Origin of the sequence: Microbacterium salsuginis, assembly GCF_012524205.1 — a bacterium.
Classification (GTDB): Bacteria; Actinomycetota; Actinomycetes; order Actinomycetales; family Microbacteriaceae; genus Microbacterium; species Microbacterium salsuginis.
Window position 1 is genome coordinate 679,732 of sequence record NZ_JABACI010000004.1, and the last position, 16,779, is coordinate 696,510.

Below are 16,779 nucleotides of genomic sequence, written 5' to 3' on the forward strand. Positions count from 1 at the left end.
CGGTGGTCGGCCTGACGACGTACCTCGAACAGGCCAAGCAGGGGGTGTGGGACGTGCGCGCCGCCTTCCTCCCCGAGCAGTACTTCGACGCCGTCACCGCGTCGGGCGGCATCGCGGTGCTTCTTCCGCCGCAGTCGGATCCGGATGCCGCGGCACCGGCGGTGCTCGACGGGCTGGACGGACTCATCCTCACCGGGGGCCTCGACGTCGACCCGTCGCTCTACGGCGCGGAGCGGCATCCGCTCACCGACCCTGGCCGGCCCGATCGCGATGCGTGGGAGCTGGCGCTGTTCCGCGGCGCGGAGGAGCGGCGGATGCCGGTGCTCGCGATCTGCCGTGGACTGCAGCTCGTCAACGTCGCGCGCGGAGGCACGCTGCATCAGCACCTTCCCGAAGCCCTCGGCACCGAGCGCTACCGCGTGGGCGGCGGCGTCTTCGCGACGAACGAGGTCGCGGTGCAGGGCGGTTCGCGGCTGGCCGAACTCGTGGGCGGGGGCCCGATCGAGGTCCACAGCTACCACCACCAGGGCGTCGACCGGCTCGGCGACGGTCTTGTCGTGACGGCACGCACGGATGACGGACTCGTCCAGGCCGTGGAGTCGGACGGCGACGGATACCTCGTGGGCGTGCAGTGGCACCCTGAGGAGAACCGCGAGGATCGCCGGCTGTTCGCGGGACTCGTGGCCGAGGCATCCGCGTTTCGTCTCGCTTCGCTCGCTCAGCGACCGGAAGGCTCTCGCTCCTTGGGCGAGCGAGGAACGAGCGAGACGGAACGGTCTGCACCGGCGCACGAGCAGGTGACGGCATGAGCGACACGTTCACCCTGATCAACCCGGCGACGGCGCAGCCGATCGGCGAGGTCGCGCGTGCGTCCGTCGACCAGGTCGACGCCGCCGTCGCGCGCGCGGTCGTCGCGCAACGGGCATGGGCGGGGCTGCCGCCCGTCGCCCGCGCCGACGCGCTGCGTTCCTTCGCGCGCGCGGTCGAAGGTCACGTCGAGGAGCTCGCGCAGCTCGAGGTGCGCAATTCGGGGCACCCGATCGGCTCGGCCCGCTGGGAGGCCTCGCACGTCGCCCAGGTCCTGAACTTCTACGCCGGCGCGCCCGAACGGTTGAGCGGGCAGCAGATCCCGGTCGCCGGAGGGCTCGACGTGACGTTCCACGAGCCCTACGGCGTCGTCGGGGTGATCGTGCCGTGGAACTTCCCGATGACGATCGCGTCGTGGGGCTTCGCGCCCGCGCTCGCCGCGGGCAACGCGGTCGTGCTCAAGCCCGCGGAGCTCACCCCGCTCACGGCGATCCGGCTCGGCGAGCTGGCGCTCGAGGCCGGGCTGCCGGACGGCGTCTTCCAGGTGGTGACCGGCTCGGGCTCGGTCGTCGGGCAGCGGTTCGTCTCGCACCCCGATGTGCGCAAGGTCGTGTTCACGGGGTCGACGTCGGTGGGGACGGATGTCGCGGCCGGCTGCGCGCGAGAGCTCAAGCCCGTCACGCTCGAGCTCGGCGGCAAGAGCGCGAACATCGTGTTCGCCGACGCCGACCTCGAGAAGGCGGCTGCCTCGGCTCCGGGCGCGGTGTTCGACAACGCAGGGCAGGACTGCTGCGCGCGCAGCCGGATCCTCGTCGAGCGTTCCGCGTACGACCGGTTTCTGGAACTGCTCGAGCCCGCTGTGAAGGCATGGCGCGTGGGCGACCCCGCGCACGAGGCGACCGACATGGGGCCCCTGATCTCGGCATCCCATCGCTCCACCGTCCAGGGATTCCTCGAGAGCGCCGACGTCGCCTTCCGTGGGTCGGCTCCGGCGGGCGACGGGCCGCTCGGCGAAGGCTTCTGGCTGCCGCCGACCGTCGTGCTCGCCGAGCGCGGTGACCGTCTCGCGCGCGAGGAGGTGTTCGGGCCGGTCGTGGCGGTGCTGCCGTTTGACGACGAGGCGGATGCCATCCGGCTGGCGAACGACACGATCTACGGCCTGGCGGGCTCGATCTGGACCGAGAACCTCGGCCGCGCCGTACGGGTCGCGCGCGGCGTGAAGAGCGGCGTGCTGTCGGTCAACTCGCACTCGTCGGTGCGCTATTGGACGCCGTTCGGCGGCATGAAGGCGTCGGGCCTGGGCCGCGAGCTCGGACCGGACGCGGCCGAGCACTTCACCGAGACCAAGAACGTCTTCTTCGCCACCGAATGAACACCCTCGCCCGCCGCGCCAGCGCGCGACGAGATGAACGCACAGAGAGAGAACACGGATGGATCTGACGCAGCGCCTGAAGGATCGAGTCGCCATCATCACCGGCGGCGCGTCCGGGATCGGGCTCGCCACCGCGCGGCGGTTCGCCGCGGAGGGCGCGAAGGTCGTGATCGCCGACCTCGACCCGACCACGGGCGAGGCCGCGGCATCCGAGGTCGGCGGTGTCTTCCGCAGTGTGAACGTCGCGGACGAGGCGCAGGTCAATGACGTGTTCGACGGTGTGGCGGGAGAGTTCGGGCGCCTCGACATCGCCTTCAACAACGCCGGGATCTCGCCCGCCGACGACGACTCGATCGAGACCACCGAGCTGCCCGCGTGGGACAAGGTGCAGGACGTCAACCTCAAGAGCGTGTACCTGTGCTCGCGCGCCGCGCTGCGCCACATGGTGCCGGCGGGCAGGGGATCGATCATCAACACGGCGTCGTTCGTCGCTCTGCTGGGCTCGGCGACGTCGCAGATCTCGTACACCGCCTCCAAGGGCGGCGTGCTCGCGATGACCCGTGAGCTCGGCGTGCAGTTCGCGCGCCAGGGCATCCGGGTGAACGCGCTGTGCCCGGGGCCGGTGAACACTCCCCTCCTGCAGGAGCTGTTCGCGAAGGATCCCGAGCGGGCGCAGCGGCGGCTCGTGCACGTGCCGATGGGCCGGTTCGCCGAGCCCGAGGAGATGGCGGCCGCCGTCGCGTTCCTCGCCTCGGACGACGCCTCGTTCATCACGGCGACCGCGTTCGTGGTCGACGGCGGCATCACCAACGCCTATGTGACGCCGCTATAGGGGTGGATGCCATGTCGCGCGCGTTCGCAATTCAGTCCCGATCGTCGACTCGGATGCCGTCCACGGCGTGTCGCGGCATCCGCCGTCCGTCCGGACTGAGTTGCGAACCGGATGTCGGGGTGAGGCCATGACCGACGCGCCGCTGCACGAGGTGCGCAAGGCCGTGTACCGCCCGGTGCGCGAGGGCAACGCCCTCGAAGACACGATCGCGCGACTGGTCCAGACGATCCGGCTGGGTGTGGTCGCGCCGGGGGAGTCGCTGCCGTCCGAGCGCGAACTCGCCGTGCTGTACGCCGTCAGCCGCGACACCGTGCGCGAGGCGATCCGCGAGCTCGCCGACACCGGATACCTGGTGCGGCGCCGCGGCCGGTACGGAGGAACCTTCGTCGCGGACCCGCTGCCCCAGCCACCCCACCCCGATGACGTCGACGCGTCCGACCTCGAGGATGTGCTCGGGATGCGGCGCGTGATCGAGGCGGGCGCCGCCCGTGCCGCGGCTGCTCGCACCCTCGAGCCGGCGGCTCGCGATGACTTGTGGGCACGGTACGAGGCGGTGACCGCGGCATCCGAATCCGACTATCGCCGACTCGACACCCTGCTGCACCTGGCGATCGCAGAGGTCGCCGGCATCCCGTCGCTCGTCGCGCTCGCCGCCGAGAACCGCGCCCGCGTGAACGAATGGCTCGACACCTTCCCGCTGCTGCGGCGCAACATCGAGCACTCGAACGCGCAGCACGAGCGCATCGTCACCGCGATCCTCGCAGGGCGACCGGATGCCGCAGAAGCGGCCATTCTGGAGCACATGGCCGGGTCGGAGGCACTGCTGCGCGGCTTTCTCGCCTGACGTCGCCCCTCTCGCGGCCCGTCCTCGCTCCGGAGCGCGGAGACGACTCGATACCCTGGTGGGGTGGCAGGAAAGAAGCGTGCGAAGAAGGAGCCTCTCGAGTTCCGAAACGTCCTGCTGAGCGACGCCTTGCAGACGCAGGACATGGCGGCCGTCGCCTTCGCGCTGCGACACGGTCCGACCGTGGTGCCCTTGATGCGGCCGGGTCAGCGCGACGACCCGCGCGACGCGGGAGAGGTGTGGACCTACCGCGACCCCAAGAGCGGCGACGTCGCCCTGCTGCTCTTCAGCGACGCCGCGCACAAGCCGGCGACCCTGCCCCCGGGAGTCGCACTGCAGTCACCGGCATGGCTGCGTGCGTTCCTCGGCGCGCACGAGGACGAGATCACCACGGTGTTCTTCGACATCGCCGGCCCTCACCCGATGCAGGCATCCCCCACCGACCTGATCGCCGCCCTCGACGCCTGAGCCCGCCCGTTCACGTGGATTGGCGAGACGGCGGATCGGCGAAGCGGTGGATCGGCGAACCTGTGGATCGGCGAAACTCCGGGAGCGGGTCGCGCCCGCGCCCTCGTCTGTGGCACGCTCGCCGGATGGACTACCTCGTCGTGGGCATCGTGTGCGCCGCCGGTCTGGTCATCCCGCTCGCGCTCGGATTGGCTCATTCGCGCAATGACCGGCGGCACCGCGGACGCTGACCCGGGCGGGGATCAGAAGTCCGGAGCCTCTTCCCGGGGGCCGCTCCTCGTCCGCACTCGAACATCGGAGAGGGCGCTGCGCAGCTCTTTCGACCGGTTGTCGATGACGTCGCGATAGCCCAGGCGTGCGGCCTCGGAGCGACGCTGCGCGGCCTGTGTGACCGGCCGGATCTCACCCGCGAGACTGAGCTCGCCGACCGCGGCGATGTGCCGCGGGATCGCGCGATCGGTGACCGAGCCTGCGACGGCGAGGGCGATCGCGAGATCGGCGGCAGGCTCGGTGAAGCGGACACCGCCCACGGTGGAGACGTAGACGTCCTTGTCGGACGTCTTGATGCCGGCCTTCTTCTCGAGCACCGCCAGCACCATCGCCACGCGCGCGGCGTCGACGCCGTTGACGATGCGCCGAGGGTTGGGTGCCTTCGTCTCGATGGTGAGCGCCTGCACCTCGACGGGCATCGCCCTGCGGCCCTCGAGGGCGATCGCGACGCACGTGCCGGCCTCGGTGCTGCCGTGGCCGAGGAACAGCGCGCTGGGGTCGGCGACCTCGGCGATTCCGGCGCCGGTCATGTCGAAGCATCCGACCTCGTCCGTCGGTCCGAAGCGGTTCTTGAGTGCGCGCACGAAGCGCAGTGAGGTCTGCCGGTCGCCTTCGAACTGACAGACGACGTCGACGAGGTGCTCGAGGATGCGTGGCCCCGCGATCGACCCGTCCTTGGTGACGTGCCCGACGATGATCGTCGGCAGACCACGATCCTTGGCGACGCGGATGAGGGTGGCGGCGACTTCGCGGACCTGAGACGGATGCCCTGCCATGCCCTCCGACATCGCGGAGGACACCGTCTGCACGGAGTCGACGATCAGGAGCTCGGGTTTCACTTCATCGACGTGCCCGAGGATGGTCGCGAGGTCGGTCTCGCTCGCCAGGTAAAGCTCCTCGTGGAGCGCGCCCGTGCGCTCCGCGCGCAGCCGGACCTGGGCCGTGGACTCCTCGGCGCTCGCGTAGAGGACGCGTCGCCCCGCGCGCGCGGCCTGCGCCGCGACCTCGAGCAGCAGCGTCGACTTGCCGACGCCGGGTTCGCCCGACAGCAGGATCGCGGCACCGGCGACCAGTCCGCCACCGAGGACGCGGTCGAACTCGCCGACGCCGGTCGTGCGTCGCGGCGAGTCGGTGATGTCGATGCGCGTGATCGGCTGGGCCGAACGTCCCGCGCCGGGGGCGACCGGCGCGACCGAGCGTGTGAGTCCGGTGGGCTCGGATGCCTCGACCACGGTGCCCCACTGCTGGCACTCGCCGCAGCGCCCCACCCACTTGAGCGTGGTCCAGCCGCACTCGGTGCACTTGTAGGGCGCTGACTGGGTGGATCGGCGCGCGGCGGGCATGGGATCAGCGTACGTCCGAGGTGTGACACCGGTGGATGCCACGGCCGCGGGCGACGGCATCCGTCCGCAGTTTCCGCTCGGTGCGTCAGCCCAGCGCGGCCGCGAGAGCTTCGAACACGGCCGGTGCCGGGATATCGCCGGAAGCGAGCGGAACGTCGGTGTTCGCGACCACCACGATCGTGGCGTCCTGGTCGTAGCTGTGGAAGACCGAGGTCGTGAACCCGGGGATCGTGCCCGAGTGGCCCCACCAGCCGTCGGCGCGCTCACCCCACCCCAGGCCATAGCCCGATTCGGCGTCGTTCGGCGGGGGCGACGAGAGGATCGAGTCGCGACGCAACTGCTGGGTCTCTTCGTCGAGCACGCCCTCGCCTGTGAAGAGCGCGTGCGCCCAGACCGTGAGGTCATCGAGCGTCGAGACCACTTCCCCCGCGGTGGAGCCGAACGACGGGCTCCATTCGGTGGCATCCTCCGGTGCTCCGGCCGGATTGCGCTGGTTCGTCAGTCCGACGAGATGAGGCTCGTCGATCGAGGCCGAGCCGCCGGGATACACCGTGTCGGCCATGTTGAGCGGCTCGAACAGTCGCTCGGCGAACACGTCTGCGATCGGCTGCTCGAGGACCTGCTCGATCACCATCCCCAACAGGACGTAGTTCGTGTTGGAGTACTGCCAGACCTCACCCGGTGCGCCGACGACAGGCAGTGTGCGAGCCGCGTCGACGAGTTCCTGGGTGGTGAAGACCCGGAACGGATCGCCGAAGTACATCGCCTCCCAGTCCGGGTCGAGCGAGTAAGACGGGATGCCGCTCGTCATGTCGGCGAGCTGGCGCAGCGTCGCCGCGCCGTTGGGCGAGTCGGGCACGTACTGCGAGATCGGGTCGTCGAGCGAGACGAGCCCCTCCTCCACGAGCTGGAGAAGGATGGTCGCCGTCATCGTCTTGGTCAGGCTGCCGATCCGCGTGCGGTCATCCGGCGCGGGTGGGGTGTCGCCGTCGGGCGCGGCCGCCCCCGAGGTGCCTGTCCACGTGCCGTCTGGCGTGATGACCCGCGCGATCACGCCGGCGAACTCGTCGCCGCGGGTGCTGTCCAGGGCGGTCTGGAGCGCTGTTGCGGTGTCTGCGGGAAAGTCCGGTGCCTCGTCGGTCGCCGCGGGCGTCGACGTGGCAGCCGGGGCCGGGCCGGAGCATCCGGTCACCGCCAGGACTGCTGCCAGTGCGAGAGCGAGCGTGCCGAGACGCATGCCGGATGCAAGAGTGAGTGTGCGCACGAGGACCCCCGAGTCGTGGATGCCCTCCGACGCTATCCAGGGCACAGCGGCCGGCACAGGGGACCTGAGTCGCTGGTCTTCGCGAGCGTGGGGGCGCGGGTCATCGCGCCGAAAGCGGGCGCTCCCGCGCGCCCCTGACTGCGAGCGGGTCAGCCCCGCAGCGACTCGGCGACCTCACGAAGGGCGCCGGCAGAGCGGTGGAACAGCTCGAGCTCGTGATCGTCGAACTGGGTCTCGCGGACCGGTACGGCGCCGGCGGCGCTCACCACCGAGGGCACCGACAGCGCCACGCCGTCGACGCCGTGGAAATCGTGCAGCACCGGCGAGACCGGCATGACGGCGTGCTCGTCGTTCAGGATCGCCTCGATGATGCGCGCGCTCGACAGCCCGATCGCATAGTTGGTGGCGCCCTTGCCCTGGATCACCTTGTAGGCGGCATCGCGCACGTCGACCGCGATCCGGTCGAGCTCCTCCACCGTCATGCGGTCGCCTCGCGGCGTCACCCAGTCGAGGATCGGCACCGTGCCGATCGTGGCCTTGGACCACAACGGGAACTCGGTGTCGCCGTGTTCGCCGACGATGTAGGCGTGGACGCTCGACGTCGAGACACCGGCGCGTTCGGCGAGCTTCCAGCGCAGCCGCGATGTATCGAGGACGGTGCCCGAGGCGAAGATCCGCTCGGGGGGCAGGCCGGTCTCCTCCTGGGCGAGCACCGTCAGCACGTCGCAGGGGTTGGTCACGATCACAAAGATCGCGTCGGGCGCGGCTTCGAGCAGCTGCGGCATCATCTTGCGGATGATGCCCGCGTTGACGCCGGCGAGCTCGATGCGGGTCTGCCCGGGGTCCTGCTTGGCGCCCGCGGTGATCACCACGACGTGCGAGCCCTCGACGACGGACACGTCGCTGCCGCCGGTGATGTCGCTCGAACCGGTGAACTGCGTGCCATGGGCGAGGTCGAGCACTTCGGCTTCGACCTTCTGCGTCGCGATGTCGTAGAGCGCGACGTGCCGGGCCGACCCTCGGATCAGCGCCGCGTACGCCGCGCTGGATCCGACGCTGCCGGCTCCGACGATGGTGACTTTGGAGTTCTCGATCACGGCCATGCCGCCAGTCTTGCAGGGTCAGGATGATCGTGGTGCGGCCGTGGTGCGCGGCGGGCGCCGCGGCATCCGTCTCCCGTGCTCAGACGGCGGGATCGTCGGGGGTGGTCGCGTGCGACGGGTTGCGGATGCCCAGGAACGAGACGATGCCGCCCGCGATCATGAGCACCGCCGTCACGATGGCGGCGCGGTGGAATCCGTCCAGGTCGAGTGAACCGCCGACGATCGCGGCGAGGGCGGCGATCGTCAGGAGTCCCGCGACGCGGGAGACGGCGTTGTTCACGGCCGATGCGATGCCCGATCGTTCGGACTCGATCGCGCCGAGGATGGCGGACGTCAGTGGTGCGACGGTGATCGACAGTCCGAGGCCCATGATGATCATGCTCGGCAGGACCTGCCACCAGTACGAGAACTCGGTGCCCACGGTGAGCAGGAGGAGGGCGCCGATGCCCATCGTGATCGGTCCCACGGTCATGAACAGGCGAGGCCCCCAGCGGCCGCTGAGCGCGCCGACTCGCGAGCTGAGGAGGATGAGGAGGATCGTCATCGGCAGGCTCGCCAGCCCCGCGAGGGTTGCCGGAAGCCCTGCGCCCTGCTGCAGGTAGACCACCACGACGAATCCGTTGAGCGATAGCGCGCCGTAGATGAAGAGGGTCGCGATGTTGCCCGTCCAGAAGTTGCGCACGCGGAACAGGTCGAGCGGCAGGATCGGGCTGCGCACGGACCGCTGCCGGAGCACGAAGCCGGTGAACAGAGCGATTCCGGCGACGAGCGGAATCCAGATCGCGGGGGAGGCCCACCCGAGGTTCGGCTGCTCGATGAGCGCGAACACCATCGCACCCAGGCCGAGCGTGCACAGGACGGCGCCGAGCCAGTCGACCGAGGCATCCGGCTTGCGCACGTCGCGGATGCCGCCACGTGCGAGCAGTATCAGCGTCGCCGCGATCGGCAGGACGTTGATGAGGAACACCAGTCGCCACGACAGCAGGTCGACGAAGACGCCGCCGATGAGCGGCCCGACGATCATCGCGGTCGTCGTCATCGCCGTCCACGTGCCGATCGCGCGCCCCTGCGCCGGCCCGGTGAAGTTCGAGGTGATGAGGGCGAGCGAGCTCGGCACCAGGAACGCCCCGGCGGCTCCCTGCACCGCCCGGGCGATGATGAGGAACTCGGCGGTGGGTGCGGCGGCGATCGCGACCGAGGCGATGCCGAACCCGATGAGCCCGATGCGCAGCACGAGGACGCGGCCGTACGCGTCGCTCACCGATCCCGCGACGAGGATGAGTGCACCGAGAGTGATGAGGTACGCATCCACGACCCATTGCTGCGTGGTGAGTCCGCCGCCGAGCTCGTCGCTGATCGCAGGCAGCGCCACGTTGACGACCGTGCCGTCGAGGAATGCCACGAACGACGCGAGGATCGCGATCCACAGGACCGAGCGCTGTATCGCGCTCATGCGCGACGTCGTCGCGAGGGGTTTGTCGGCCACGGGTTTTACCGTAGACCCGCCCTCGGACCCCGGGGTCGTTCCGGCCGAATCCAGGTCCCTACCGGATCGCGCCGCTCCGATTCGCGGCATCGCGCGGTGTGTCGTAAACTCGACGACGGTGACGTGTCCGAGCGGCCGAAGGTGCAACTCTCGAAAAGTTGTGTAGGGTAACCCCCTACCGTGGGTTCAAATCCCACCGTCACCGCCATGAAAACCCCTGCTCAGCAGGGGTTTTCTCTATCGCTGACCGCGGTTTACCCACATCTGCCTCCAATCGACGGATTGTGATGTCTCAGGACATCGGTGACAGTTCTGCATCAGGACATCGGTGACACTCCGTGTGTCAGGACAATCGGTGACACTCAGATCTGCTTGTGGGATCCGCGTAGTTGCCCGTTGCCGCGGTCGTGTCCAGCTGCCAGCACGCGTTCGGCGCCGGATACACGAACCGCCGGAACGAGGCTCGTGGCTACTTCCTCGGCTCTGCGGGCCGTACGACTCGCACCTCCTCGCGCACGTCGTCCCTCCGCGAGGCTGACGAGCCGGCTATGCACGACAGTCACCCCGCCCGGCGCGAACCGGGAGGTCGTCGAGCTTGCGTGCGACGATCCCGTCCACCACCCGGGCGACGTCGGTGCATGTGCCTGGCCTCCGATCAGCTCGGGCCGAGAAGATAGTCGGCGATCGCGCGCGCGAGTTCCGCGACGAATTCTTCGTCCGAGAGCGGCCTCGTGGACTCGAAGTCGGAGCCGTGCGTGATGCGACGACTCGTCATGGAGTAGAGCATCCGGAACGCGAAGTCGGCTGCCGTCTCCGGCGCAGGATGACGGATGTCGTCACGGCAGAGGAGTAGGGCAGCCTCGAAGCGTTCGGCTACACGCTGTGAACCGGAGCGGCCACGCACGAAGAGCTCCGGGTCCTCGGGGCCCCGCCGCATGAAGGCACGCAGGATGGCGGCATTGGCGAGCATCTGTGCCGAGGTCTTCGTGACGATCTCCTCGATATGCGCGCGCGCCCCGCCGGGGGCGACCGAGGTCGGCGCCAGCCAGACCTCTTCGTGATCCATCCGCTCCATCTCTTGAGCGTGGATGGCGAGGAGGAGGGCCTCGCGACTGGGTGCACGGAGGTAGATCGATCCCACCGATACCCCCGCGCGTTTGCTCACGGCTTGGACGGTGAACCCCGGAAAGCCGTCCTCCTCGAGGATCTCTCGTCCCGCCTGGAGCACTCTCGCGTATGCCTCCTGGCTGCGCTTCTGGAGTGGCTGGCGAATCTCGGAGTCAGTGTCGGACATCGGCTTCATCGTACGGGTGGGCCTCTCGAGTCGCTCCACGGATTGGCGCTTGACAGTGACGTGTTCTCTCGTCACACTCTAACTAGAACGCGGATTCGTGTTCTAGTTCAACGAGGAACGAGGAAGTAGTGACAACCACGGTCGATCCCGGCGCGTTCGGACTCGGGACCTTCGCCGCCTCAGGTCGGATGTTCGTCGGCATGCTGCGCAACGGCTTCGTATACGACACGAGTCCTTTCCTCGGACCGGATGCCACGATTCGCAGTCTTCTCGATGAGTGGGATGCCGCGATCGACGCCCTCGTCGAGCTCGCGCTATCGCTCACGGACGGTATCGCGCACGACGCCGTGGAGGTACTTCCTCCGGTGCAGCCCGTGGGCCAGATTCTCTGCGCGGGGGCGAATTACCGGGTGCATGTCGAGCAGATCGTGCAGAGCACGCTGCGCAATGCGGGGGATCCGCGCAGCGACGAAGAATTGCGCGCGTTCGCACTCGAGGCGGTCCACCGGCAGGCGCAGTCGGACCCGTTCATGTTCGTCGGACTGCCTTCCGCTGTTTCGGGTGCCCGTGACGATGTCATCCTGTGGACGCCCGGTGAACAGCACGACTGGGAGCTGGAGCTCGGCGTCATTCTCAAGTCAGCGGCGCACCGAATCTCGCCCGACGACGCCTTCGAGCACATCGCAGGCTACGTCATGAGCAACGACATCACCGTGCGAGATGTCATGGCGCGCTCGAACGTGCCGCTCACGGACTTCGTCACGTCGAAGAATCGCCCGACGTACTTTCCGACCGGCCCTGTGATCCTTCCCGCGCGGTTCGTTCCCGACTACCGCCAGCTGAAAATCACCCTGAAGGTGAACGGCGAGACGATGCAGGACGAGCTGGTCGCCGACATCATTCACGGCGTCGAGGCCTGCGTCAGCTACGCGTCGCACGCGACGCGGCTCTCGGCCGGCGACATGATCCTCACCGGCTCGCCAGCGGGAAACGCCGGCAAGCACGGCAACCGCTGGCTTCGGCCCGGCGACGTCATCGAGGCGAGCATCACGGGCATGGGCACGCAGGTGACGCGCTGCGTTGCGCCGCCCGACTGAGAGCACACCGAACTTCCCACTGAAAAGACCGACGAAGGAGTCACCCCGAACATGTCAGAGATCCTGCTCTCGCAGCTCGCCCACGTCGAGCTGCTCAGCCCGAAACCAGAAGAGACCGTCGCGTGGATGAAGGACATCTTCGGTCTGGAAGAGACAACGCGCGAAGGCCAGTCCGTCTACCTCCGGGGCTGGGCCGAGTGGCTGCACTCCAGCCTGATCGTCACCGAGGCCAAGGAGTCCGGCGTCGGGCGCATCGGATGGCGCACTTACGGTGCCGAGGATCCCGAGACCATCGCCAAGCGCCTCGGCGACACCGAGGAGCACGTGGGCTGGGTCGACGACTGGACCGGTCATGGGCGCACCTATCAGTACCGCTCGGCCTTCGGACGCCATCTCCACGAGGTGTTCTGGGACGTAGACCTCTACGAGGCGCCCGAAGACAAGAAGGACCACGCCGTCCCCAACCGTCCGCAGAAGATCCCTGCCACAGGAGGAGCGGCCGTGCGCTACCTCGACCACGTCACGATGCCCAGCGCCAACATGAGGGGCGACATAGAGTTCTACAAGAGGCTCGGTGCGCGTCACACCGCCGCGACAGAGGTCGAACCGGGCTTCTCGGTGTTCTCCACCCTCACGTGCAACGGCATCCGCTCGACCCACGACATCGCCCTCGTCCCCGACTTCAGTGGTGTGACCGGTCGTGCCCACCACATCGCGTTCCGTGTCGACCAGCGTGTCGACGTTGAGCGCGTGGCCGAGATCGCGGTCTCGCACGGCACGCCGATCGAGCTCGGGCCCGGCGTGCACGGCATCGACGAGATCACCTACCTCTACCTCCGGGAGCCCGGCGGCTTCCGCATGGAGGTGAACTCGGGCGGCTGGGTCAACAGCATGCCCGACTGGGAGCCCAAGACCTACCAGGCCGCCGGTGGCAATCCCGGTCAGTCGATCTACCGCAACGTCACCATGCCCGAATCGTTCTACGAGGCGTGGCCGTTGCCGCCCAAGGAGGCTGCCGAGAAGGAGCAGGCCGCAGTCAACGACGAAGCACTCGCCGACTTCTTCCAGCAGAAGCCCGCGGAGCTCAGCTGAGCTGAGCAACCTCCGCAATCGAGAACCGAGATCAACGACGATTTCAGAAGGGAGACCGCAATGGCTGCGGTTACTAAGGTGGCGATCGCCGGAAGCGGGGTCGCGGCACTGGCGGCGGCGATCCAGCTCGCCAAAGCGGGAGTCGAGGTCGATGTCTTCGAGAAGAAGCCCGAGCTCACGGCACTGGGGTCCGGCATCTCGCTTCAGGGCAACGCCCTGCGTGCGCTGGACCAGCTCGGAGTATGGGAGCAGGTGCTCGAGTCGGGCTACCCCGGCGATGGTCTTGTCATCCGAGCGCCCGGCCCCGGCGCGGCGGTCGTGATGTCGCTGCCGGAGGTGAAGACGGGCGGCCCCGACTACCCGGCGGGCCTGGGCATGTACCGGCCCGACCTCACGCGGATCCTCTACGACGAGGCGGTACGCAGCGGCGCCGCATTCCGCTTCGACGCGGAGCTCACCGGTGTCGCCCAGGACGGTGACACGGTCATTCCGACTGTCAACGGCGAGCCCGTCGGAGCTTACGACCTGCTGATCGGAGGGGATGGCCTGCACTCCGCGACGCGGGACCTCATCGGCATCGACGTGAAGCCGCAGCGGACCGGAATGGGGGCCTGGCGGGCGTTCGTGTCACGGCCCCCGGAGGTGACCGCGTCCGAGATGTTTTACGGCGGCCCGGTCTACATTGCCGGCTACACGCCGACCAGCGAAGACTCGATGTACGCGTTCCTCGTCGAAGCGGCGCAGGATCGCTCCGCACTTTCCGACGAAGAGCATGCGCGCCTCATGTACGAGACGTCGCTGGCGTACGAAGGGCCGTGGGAATCCATCCGGGCGGACCTCCTCGCCTCGCCGCGGGTGAACTACACATGGTTCACATCCCATCTCGTGCCGGATGCGTGGAACCGCGGCCGCGTCGTGATCATCGGCGACGCCGCGCACAGCTGCCCCCCGACCATCGCGCAGGGCGCAGCTCAGGCTCTCGAAGACGCGCTGGTTCTGACGGAACTGCTCGTGGCGCGCGACCAGGTGGATCAGGAGCTCTGGGACAAGTTCCACGCTCGGCGCCTTCCACGCGCAGCCGCGGTGGTCGCGGCATCCGTGCAGCTCGGACAATGGCAGATCGACGGTGACCAGCATGCGGACGTCGGCGGTCTGATCTCCTCGATCGCGCAGCAGATGGCCGTACCGGCATAACGATGGGTCGATCGGGCTGGACAGCAGCATGAGCGCCGCCGTCTCCGATGCGTCGGCGGAGGATCCCCGGCGCGTCATGGCTGAGGCGCTTTCCGTGGCGGGCCTCGCGCCCGCCACGGAGGCTGTGCGGTGGCTTGCCCTGGCCGGGGGCGTCTCGAACGACGTATTCCTGGCGGAGGTGGGAACCCAGCGGTTCGTCGTCAAGCGCGCTCTCGCCACGCTTCGGGTCGCGCAGCGGTGGGATGCCTCTCCCGAACGATCGTTCACGGAAGCAGCGGCGATCACCTGGGCCGGGCGCGCATCGCCGGAGCATGTGCCAACCATCCTCGCCGTCGATCGCGAGCGCAATGTGATCGTGGAGACGTGTGCCCCGGACGGCTGGCAGAACTGGAAGGTCTTGCTTCTGCGTGGCGAGGTGGATCCCGGAGTCGGTGCAGAGCTCGGTGCGGCGCTGGCGGTCTGGCAGAGAGCGTCGGCGGCCGACCCCACCGTGGCAGAACGATTCGGCGACGCTGAAGCGTTCCGGCAACTGCGCGTCGATCCCTTCTACGGAGCGTCGGCAGCCCGCAATCCTGCGGTCGCGGACCAGATCGATCGACTCGTCCGCAGGATGTCACAGAACCGATCCGTCGTTGTACACGGCGACTACTCGCCCAAGAACGTTCTCACTGGCGACAGCGGCTCATGGGTCATCGACTGGGAGGTCGCCCACTACGGCGATCCGGTCTTCGACGTCGCCTTCCTGCTGCACCACCTGCTCTGCAAGGCGATCGCGCTGCCGGAATCGGCTCGAGAGCTCGAGGAGACAGCGCGCGCATTCCTCGATACCTACACCGACAGAGGCCCTTCCGATCCCATGCCGTCGTCGTATCTGGCAGGGCACACGGCGGCACTTCTCCTCGCGCGCATCGACGGGAAGTCGCCTGTCGAGTATCTCTCCTCTTCACAGCGGGAAGTCGGTCGCCGCGTCGCGGTCAATGCGCTTGCTGACGGTGCCGAGGACGTTTCCGAACTCTGGAGGATGATCCATGTCTGACCCGATCGAGACGATCACGGCTTTCGAGGCCCTAGACTCGCGCGGCCGCCCCACGGTGGGGTGCACCGTCGTGACGCGAGGAGGCGCCCGCGGCCGTGCGATCGTGCCGTCCGGCGCCTCGACGGGCTCTCATGAAGCGCGCGAGTTGCGGGACGGCGGCGAGCGCTACGGCGGCTACGGCGTACGGCGCGCGGTGGCGAACGCGGAGGGTGAGCTGCTCGACGCGGTACGTGGGATCGATGTGACGGATCAGGATGTCGTCGACCGCGCTCTGCGAGAAGCCGACGGCACTGCGGACGGCGGTCGGCTCGGCGCCAACGCGATCCTCGCGATCTCCGTCGCCGCCGCTCAGGCGGCCGCGGCCGTTCGACGTCTTCCGCTCTACGCCGCCGTCGGTGACGGCCTTATGACCCTCCCGATGCCGATGATCAACATCATCTCGGGCGGCGCGCACGCCGCCCGGGCGCTGGACGTGCAGGACTTCCTTGTGGTCCCCGTCGGAGCCGCGACGTTCGCCGAGGCCATCGAGACAGTCGCCCGGGTGCGTGCCGCGACCGGCGATGTGCTGCGCGATCGCGGCGCGACCTGGGCCCTCGTCGCCGACGAGGGCGGCTACGGGCCGCAGCTGTCGTCGAACCGCGAGGCGCTCGAGGTGCTGTCGGCCGCCTTCGATCGCGCGCATCTGATCCCCGGCGACGACATCGCGATCGCGATCGATGTCGCCGCGACGCAGTTCCACTCCGCCTCCGATGGGACCTACCACTGGCAGACCGAGGATCGACGGATGCGGTCCGCGGAGCTCGTCGAAGAGCTCGCTGCATGGTCGGCGGACTTTCCCGTCGTCTCCATCGAGGATGCACTGGCGGAGGACGACTGGGACGGCTGGCGCACGGCGACGGAGCACCTCGGCGGCATCCAGCTGCTCGGCGACGATCTCTTCGTGACCTCTCCCGACCGACTGCGCCGCGGCATCGCCGAGGACGTCGCCAACGCCGTGCTCGTCAAGCCCAACCAGATCGGCACCCTGAGCGAGGCGCGGGAGGCGGTGGGGATCGCCCACGCCGCCGGGTACGCCACGGTGCTCTCGGCGCGTTCGGGCGAGACCGAGGACCACTGGCTGGCCGACCTCGCCGTCGGGTGGAACACCGGCCAGCTCAAGATCGGGTCGACCATGCGCTCAGAGCGCACGGCGAAATGGAACCGCGTGCTCGAGATCGAACGCGAACTCGGCGACGACATCGCCCTGGCACGGCCGATGTTCGGGCGAGGCTCGTGAC

At 68.8% G+C, this 16,779-nt stretch carries 15 protein-coding genes and 1 tRNA gene; 11 read left to right on the forward strand and 5 right to left on the reverse strand.

What is annotated here, in order from left to right; translation table 11 throughout:
- Positions 1 to 2 precede the first annotated feature (2 nt).
- The 5 genes from HF576_RS14925 to HF576_RS14945 all read left to right on the forward strand — a co-directional run bounded on the left by HF576_RS14925 (position 3) and on the right by HF576_RS14945 (position 4,323).
- Positions 3 to 809, forward strand: a complete 807-nt coding sequence (locus tag HF576_RS14925; protein WP_343234295.1) for a gamma-glutamyl-gamma-aminobutyrate hydrolase family protein — start codon at positions 3 to 5, stop codon at positions 807 to 809.
- The gene (locus HF576_RS14930) at positions 806 to 2,179 is read left to right on the forward strand and encodes an aldehyde dehydrogenase family protein (protein WP_168913576.1); all 1,374 of its coding nucleotides are present in this window, start codon (positions 806 to 808) and stop codon (positions 2,177 to 2,179) included. The genes HF576_RS14925 and HF576_RS14930 overlap by 4 nt, the downstream gene beginning before the upstream one ends.
- A 58-nt stretch (positions 2,180 to 2,237) precedes the next feature.
- The gene (locus HF576_RS14935; RefSeq protein ID WP_168913577.1) at positions 2,238 to 3,011 is read left to right on the forward strand and encodes a 3-oxoacyl-ACP reductase; all 774 of its coding nucleotides are present in this window, start codon (positions 2,238 to 2,240) and stop codon (positions 3,009 to 3,011) included.
- A gap of 127 nt (positions 3,012 to 3,138) precedes the next feature.
- Positions 3,139 to 3,855, forward strand: coding sequence for a FadR/GntR family transcriptional regulator (locus HF576_RS14940; RefSeq protein ID WP_168913578.1), 717 nt, complete (start codon positions 3,139 to 3,141; stop codon positions 3,853 to 3,855).
- Between the two features lie 63 nt (positions 3,856 to 3,918).
- Entirely contained in the window at positions 3,919 to 4,323 is a 405-nt protein-coding gene (locus HF576_RS14945) for a dehydrogenase (RefSeq protein ID WP_168913579.1), read from the forward strand.
- A gap of 242 nt (positions 4,324 to 4,565) precedes the next feature.
- On the opposite strand, the gene radA is transcribed toward HF576_RS14945, so the two are convergent.
- From radA to HF576_RS14965, 4 genes are all read right to left on the reverse strand, one after another.
- Positions 4,566 to 5,936: a DNA repair protein RadA gene (gene radA, locus HF576_RS14950; protein WP_168913580.1), complete on the reverse strand. Its 1,371-nt coding sequence runs from the start codon at positions 5,934 to 5,936 to the stop codon at positions 4,566 to 4,568.
- A gap of 85 nt (positions 5,937 to 6,021) precedes the next feature.
- Positions 6,022 to 7,200, reverse strand: a complete 1,179-nt coding sequence (locus tag HF576_RS14955; RefSeq protein ID WP_205835256.1) for a serine hydrolase — start codon at positions 7,198 to 7,200, stop codon at positions 6,022 to 6,024.
- Positions 7,201 to 7,349: 149 nt separating this feature from the next.
- Positions 7,350 to 8,303, reverse strand: coding sequence for an L-lactate dehydrogenase (locus tag HF576_RS14960; RefSeq protein ID WP_168913581.1), 954 nt, complete (start codon positions 8,301 to 8,303; stop codon positions 7,350 to 7,352).
- Between the two features lie 79 nt (positions 8,304 to 8,382).
- The gene (locus tag HF576_RS14965; protein ID WP_168913828.1) at positions 8,383 to 9,756 is read right to left on the reverse strand and encodes an MFS transporter; all 1,374 of its coding nucleotides are present in this window, start codon (positions 9,754 to 9,756) and stop codon (positions 8,383 to 8,385) included.
- Positions 9,757 to 9,906: 150 nt separating this feature from the next.
- Here HF576_RS14965 and HF576_RS14970 point away from each other — a divergent pair.
- Positions 9,907 to 9,997: transfer RNA gene (locus tag HF576_RS14970), tRNA-Ser, on the forward strand.
- 447 nt (positions 9,998 to 10,444) lie between these two features.
- On the opposite strand, the gene HF576_RS14975 is transcribed toward HF576_RS14970, so the two are convergent.
- A complete protein-coding gene (locus tag HF576_RS14975; protein ID WP_168913582.1) occupies positions 10,445 to 11,083 on the reverse strand; it encodes a TetR/AcrR family transcriptional regulator in 639 nt (212 codons plus the stop codon).
- 128 nt (positions 11,084 to 11,211) lie between these two features.
- Here HF576_RS14975 and HF576_RS14980 point away from each other — a divergent pair, with 128 nt between their 5' ends.
- The 5 genes from HF576_RS14980 to eno all read left to right on the forward strand — a co-directional run bounded on the left by HF576_RS14980 (position 11,212) and on the right by eno (position 16,778).
- The gene (locus HF576_RS14980) at positions 11,212 to 12,180 is read left to right on the forward strand and encodes a fumarylacetoacetate hydrolase family protein (protein ID WP_168913583.1); all 969 of its coding nucleotides are present in this window, start codon (positions 11,212 to 11,214) and stop codon (positions 12,178 to 12,180) included.
- A gap of 51 nt (positions 12,181 to 12,231) precedes the next feature.
- Positions 12,232 to 13,272 carry a VOC family protein gene (locus HF576_RS14985; protein WP_168913584.1) on the forward strand — a complete coding sequence of 347 codons (1,041 nt, stop codon included), beginning with the start codon at positions 12,232 to 12,234 and terminating at the stop codon, positions 13,270 to 13,272.
- Positions 13,273 to 13,332: 60 nt separating this feature from the next.
- On the forward strand, positions 13,333 to 14,466 hold the full coding sequence (locus tag HF576_RS14990; RefSeq protein WP_168913585.1) for an FAD-dependent monooxygenase: 1,134 nt from the start codon (positions 13,333 to 13,335) through the stop codon (positions 14,464 to 14,466).
- Between the two features lie 76 nt (positions 14,467 to 14,542).
- Positions 14,543 to 15,502 (forward strand): phosphotransferase family protein, encoded by a 960-nt coding sequence (locus HF576_RS14995; protein WP_168913586.1) that lies wholly within the window; start codon positions 14,543 to 14,545, stop codon positions 15,500 to 15,502.
- Positions 15,495 to 16,778 carry a phosphopyruvate hydratase gene (gene eno / locus HF576_RS15000; RefSeq protein ID WP_168913587.1) on the forward strand — a complete coding sequence of 428 codons (1,284 nt, stop codon included), beginning with the start codon at positions 15,495 to 15,497 and terminating at the stop codon, positions 16,776 to 16,778. The genes HF576_RS14995 and eno overlap by 8 nt, the downstream gene beginning before the upstream one ends.
- Position 16,779 lies beyond the last annotated feature (1 nt).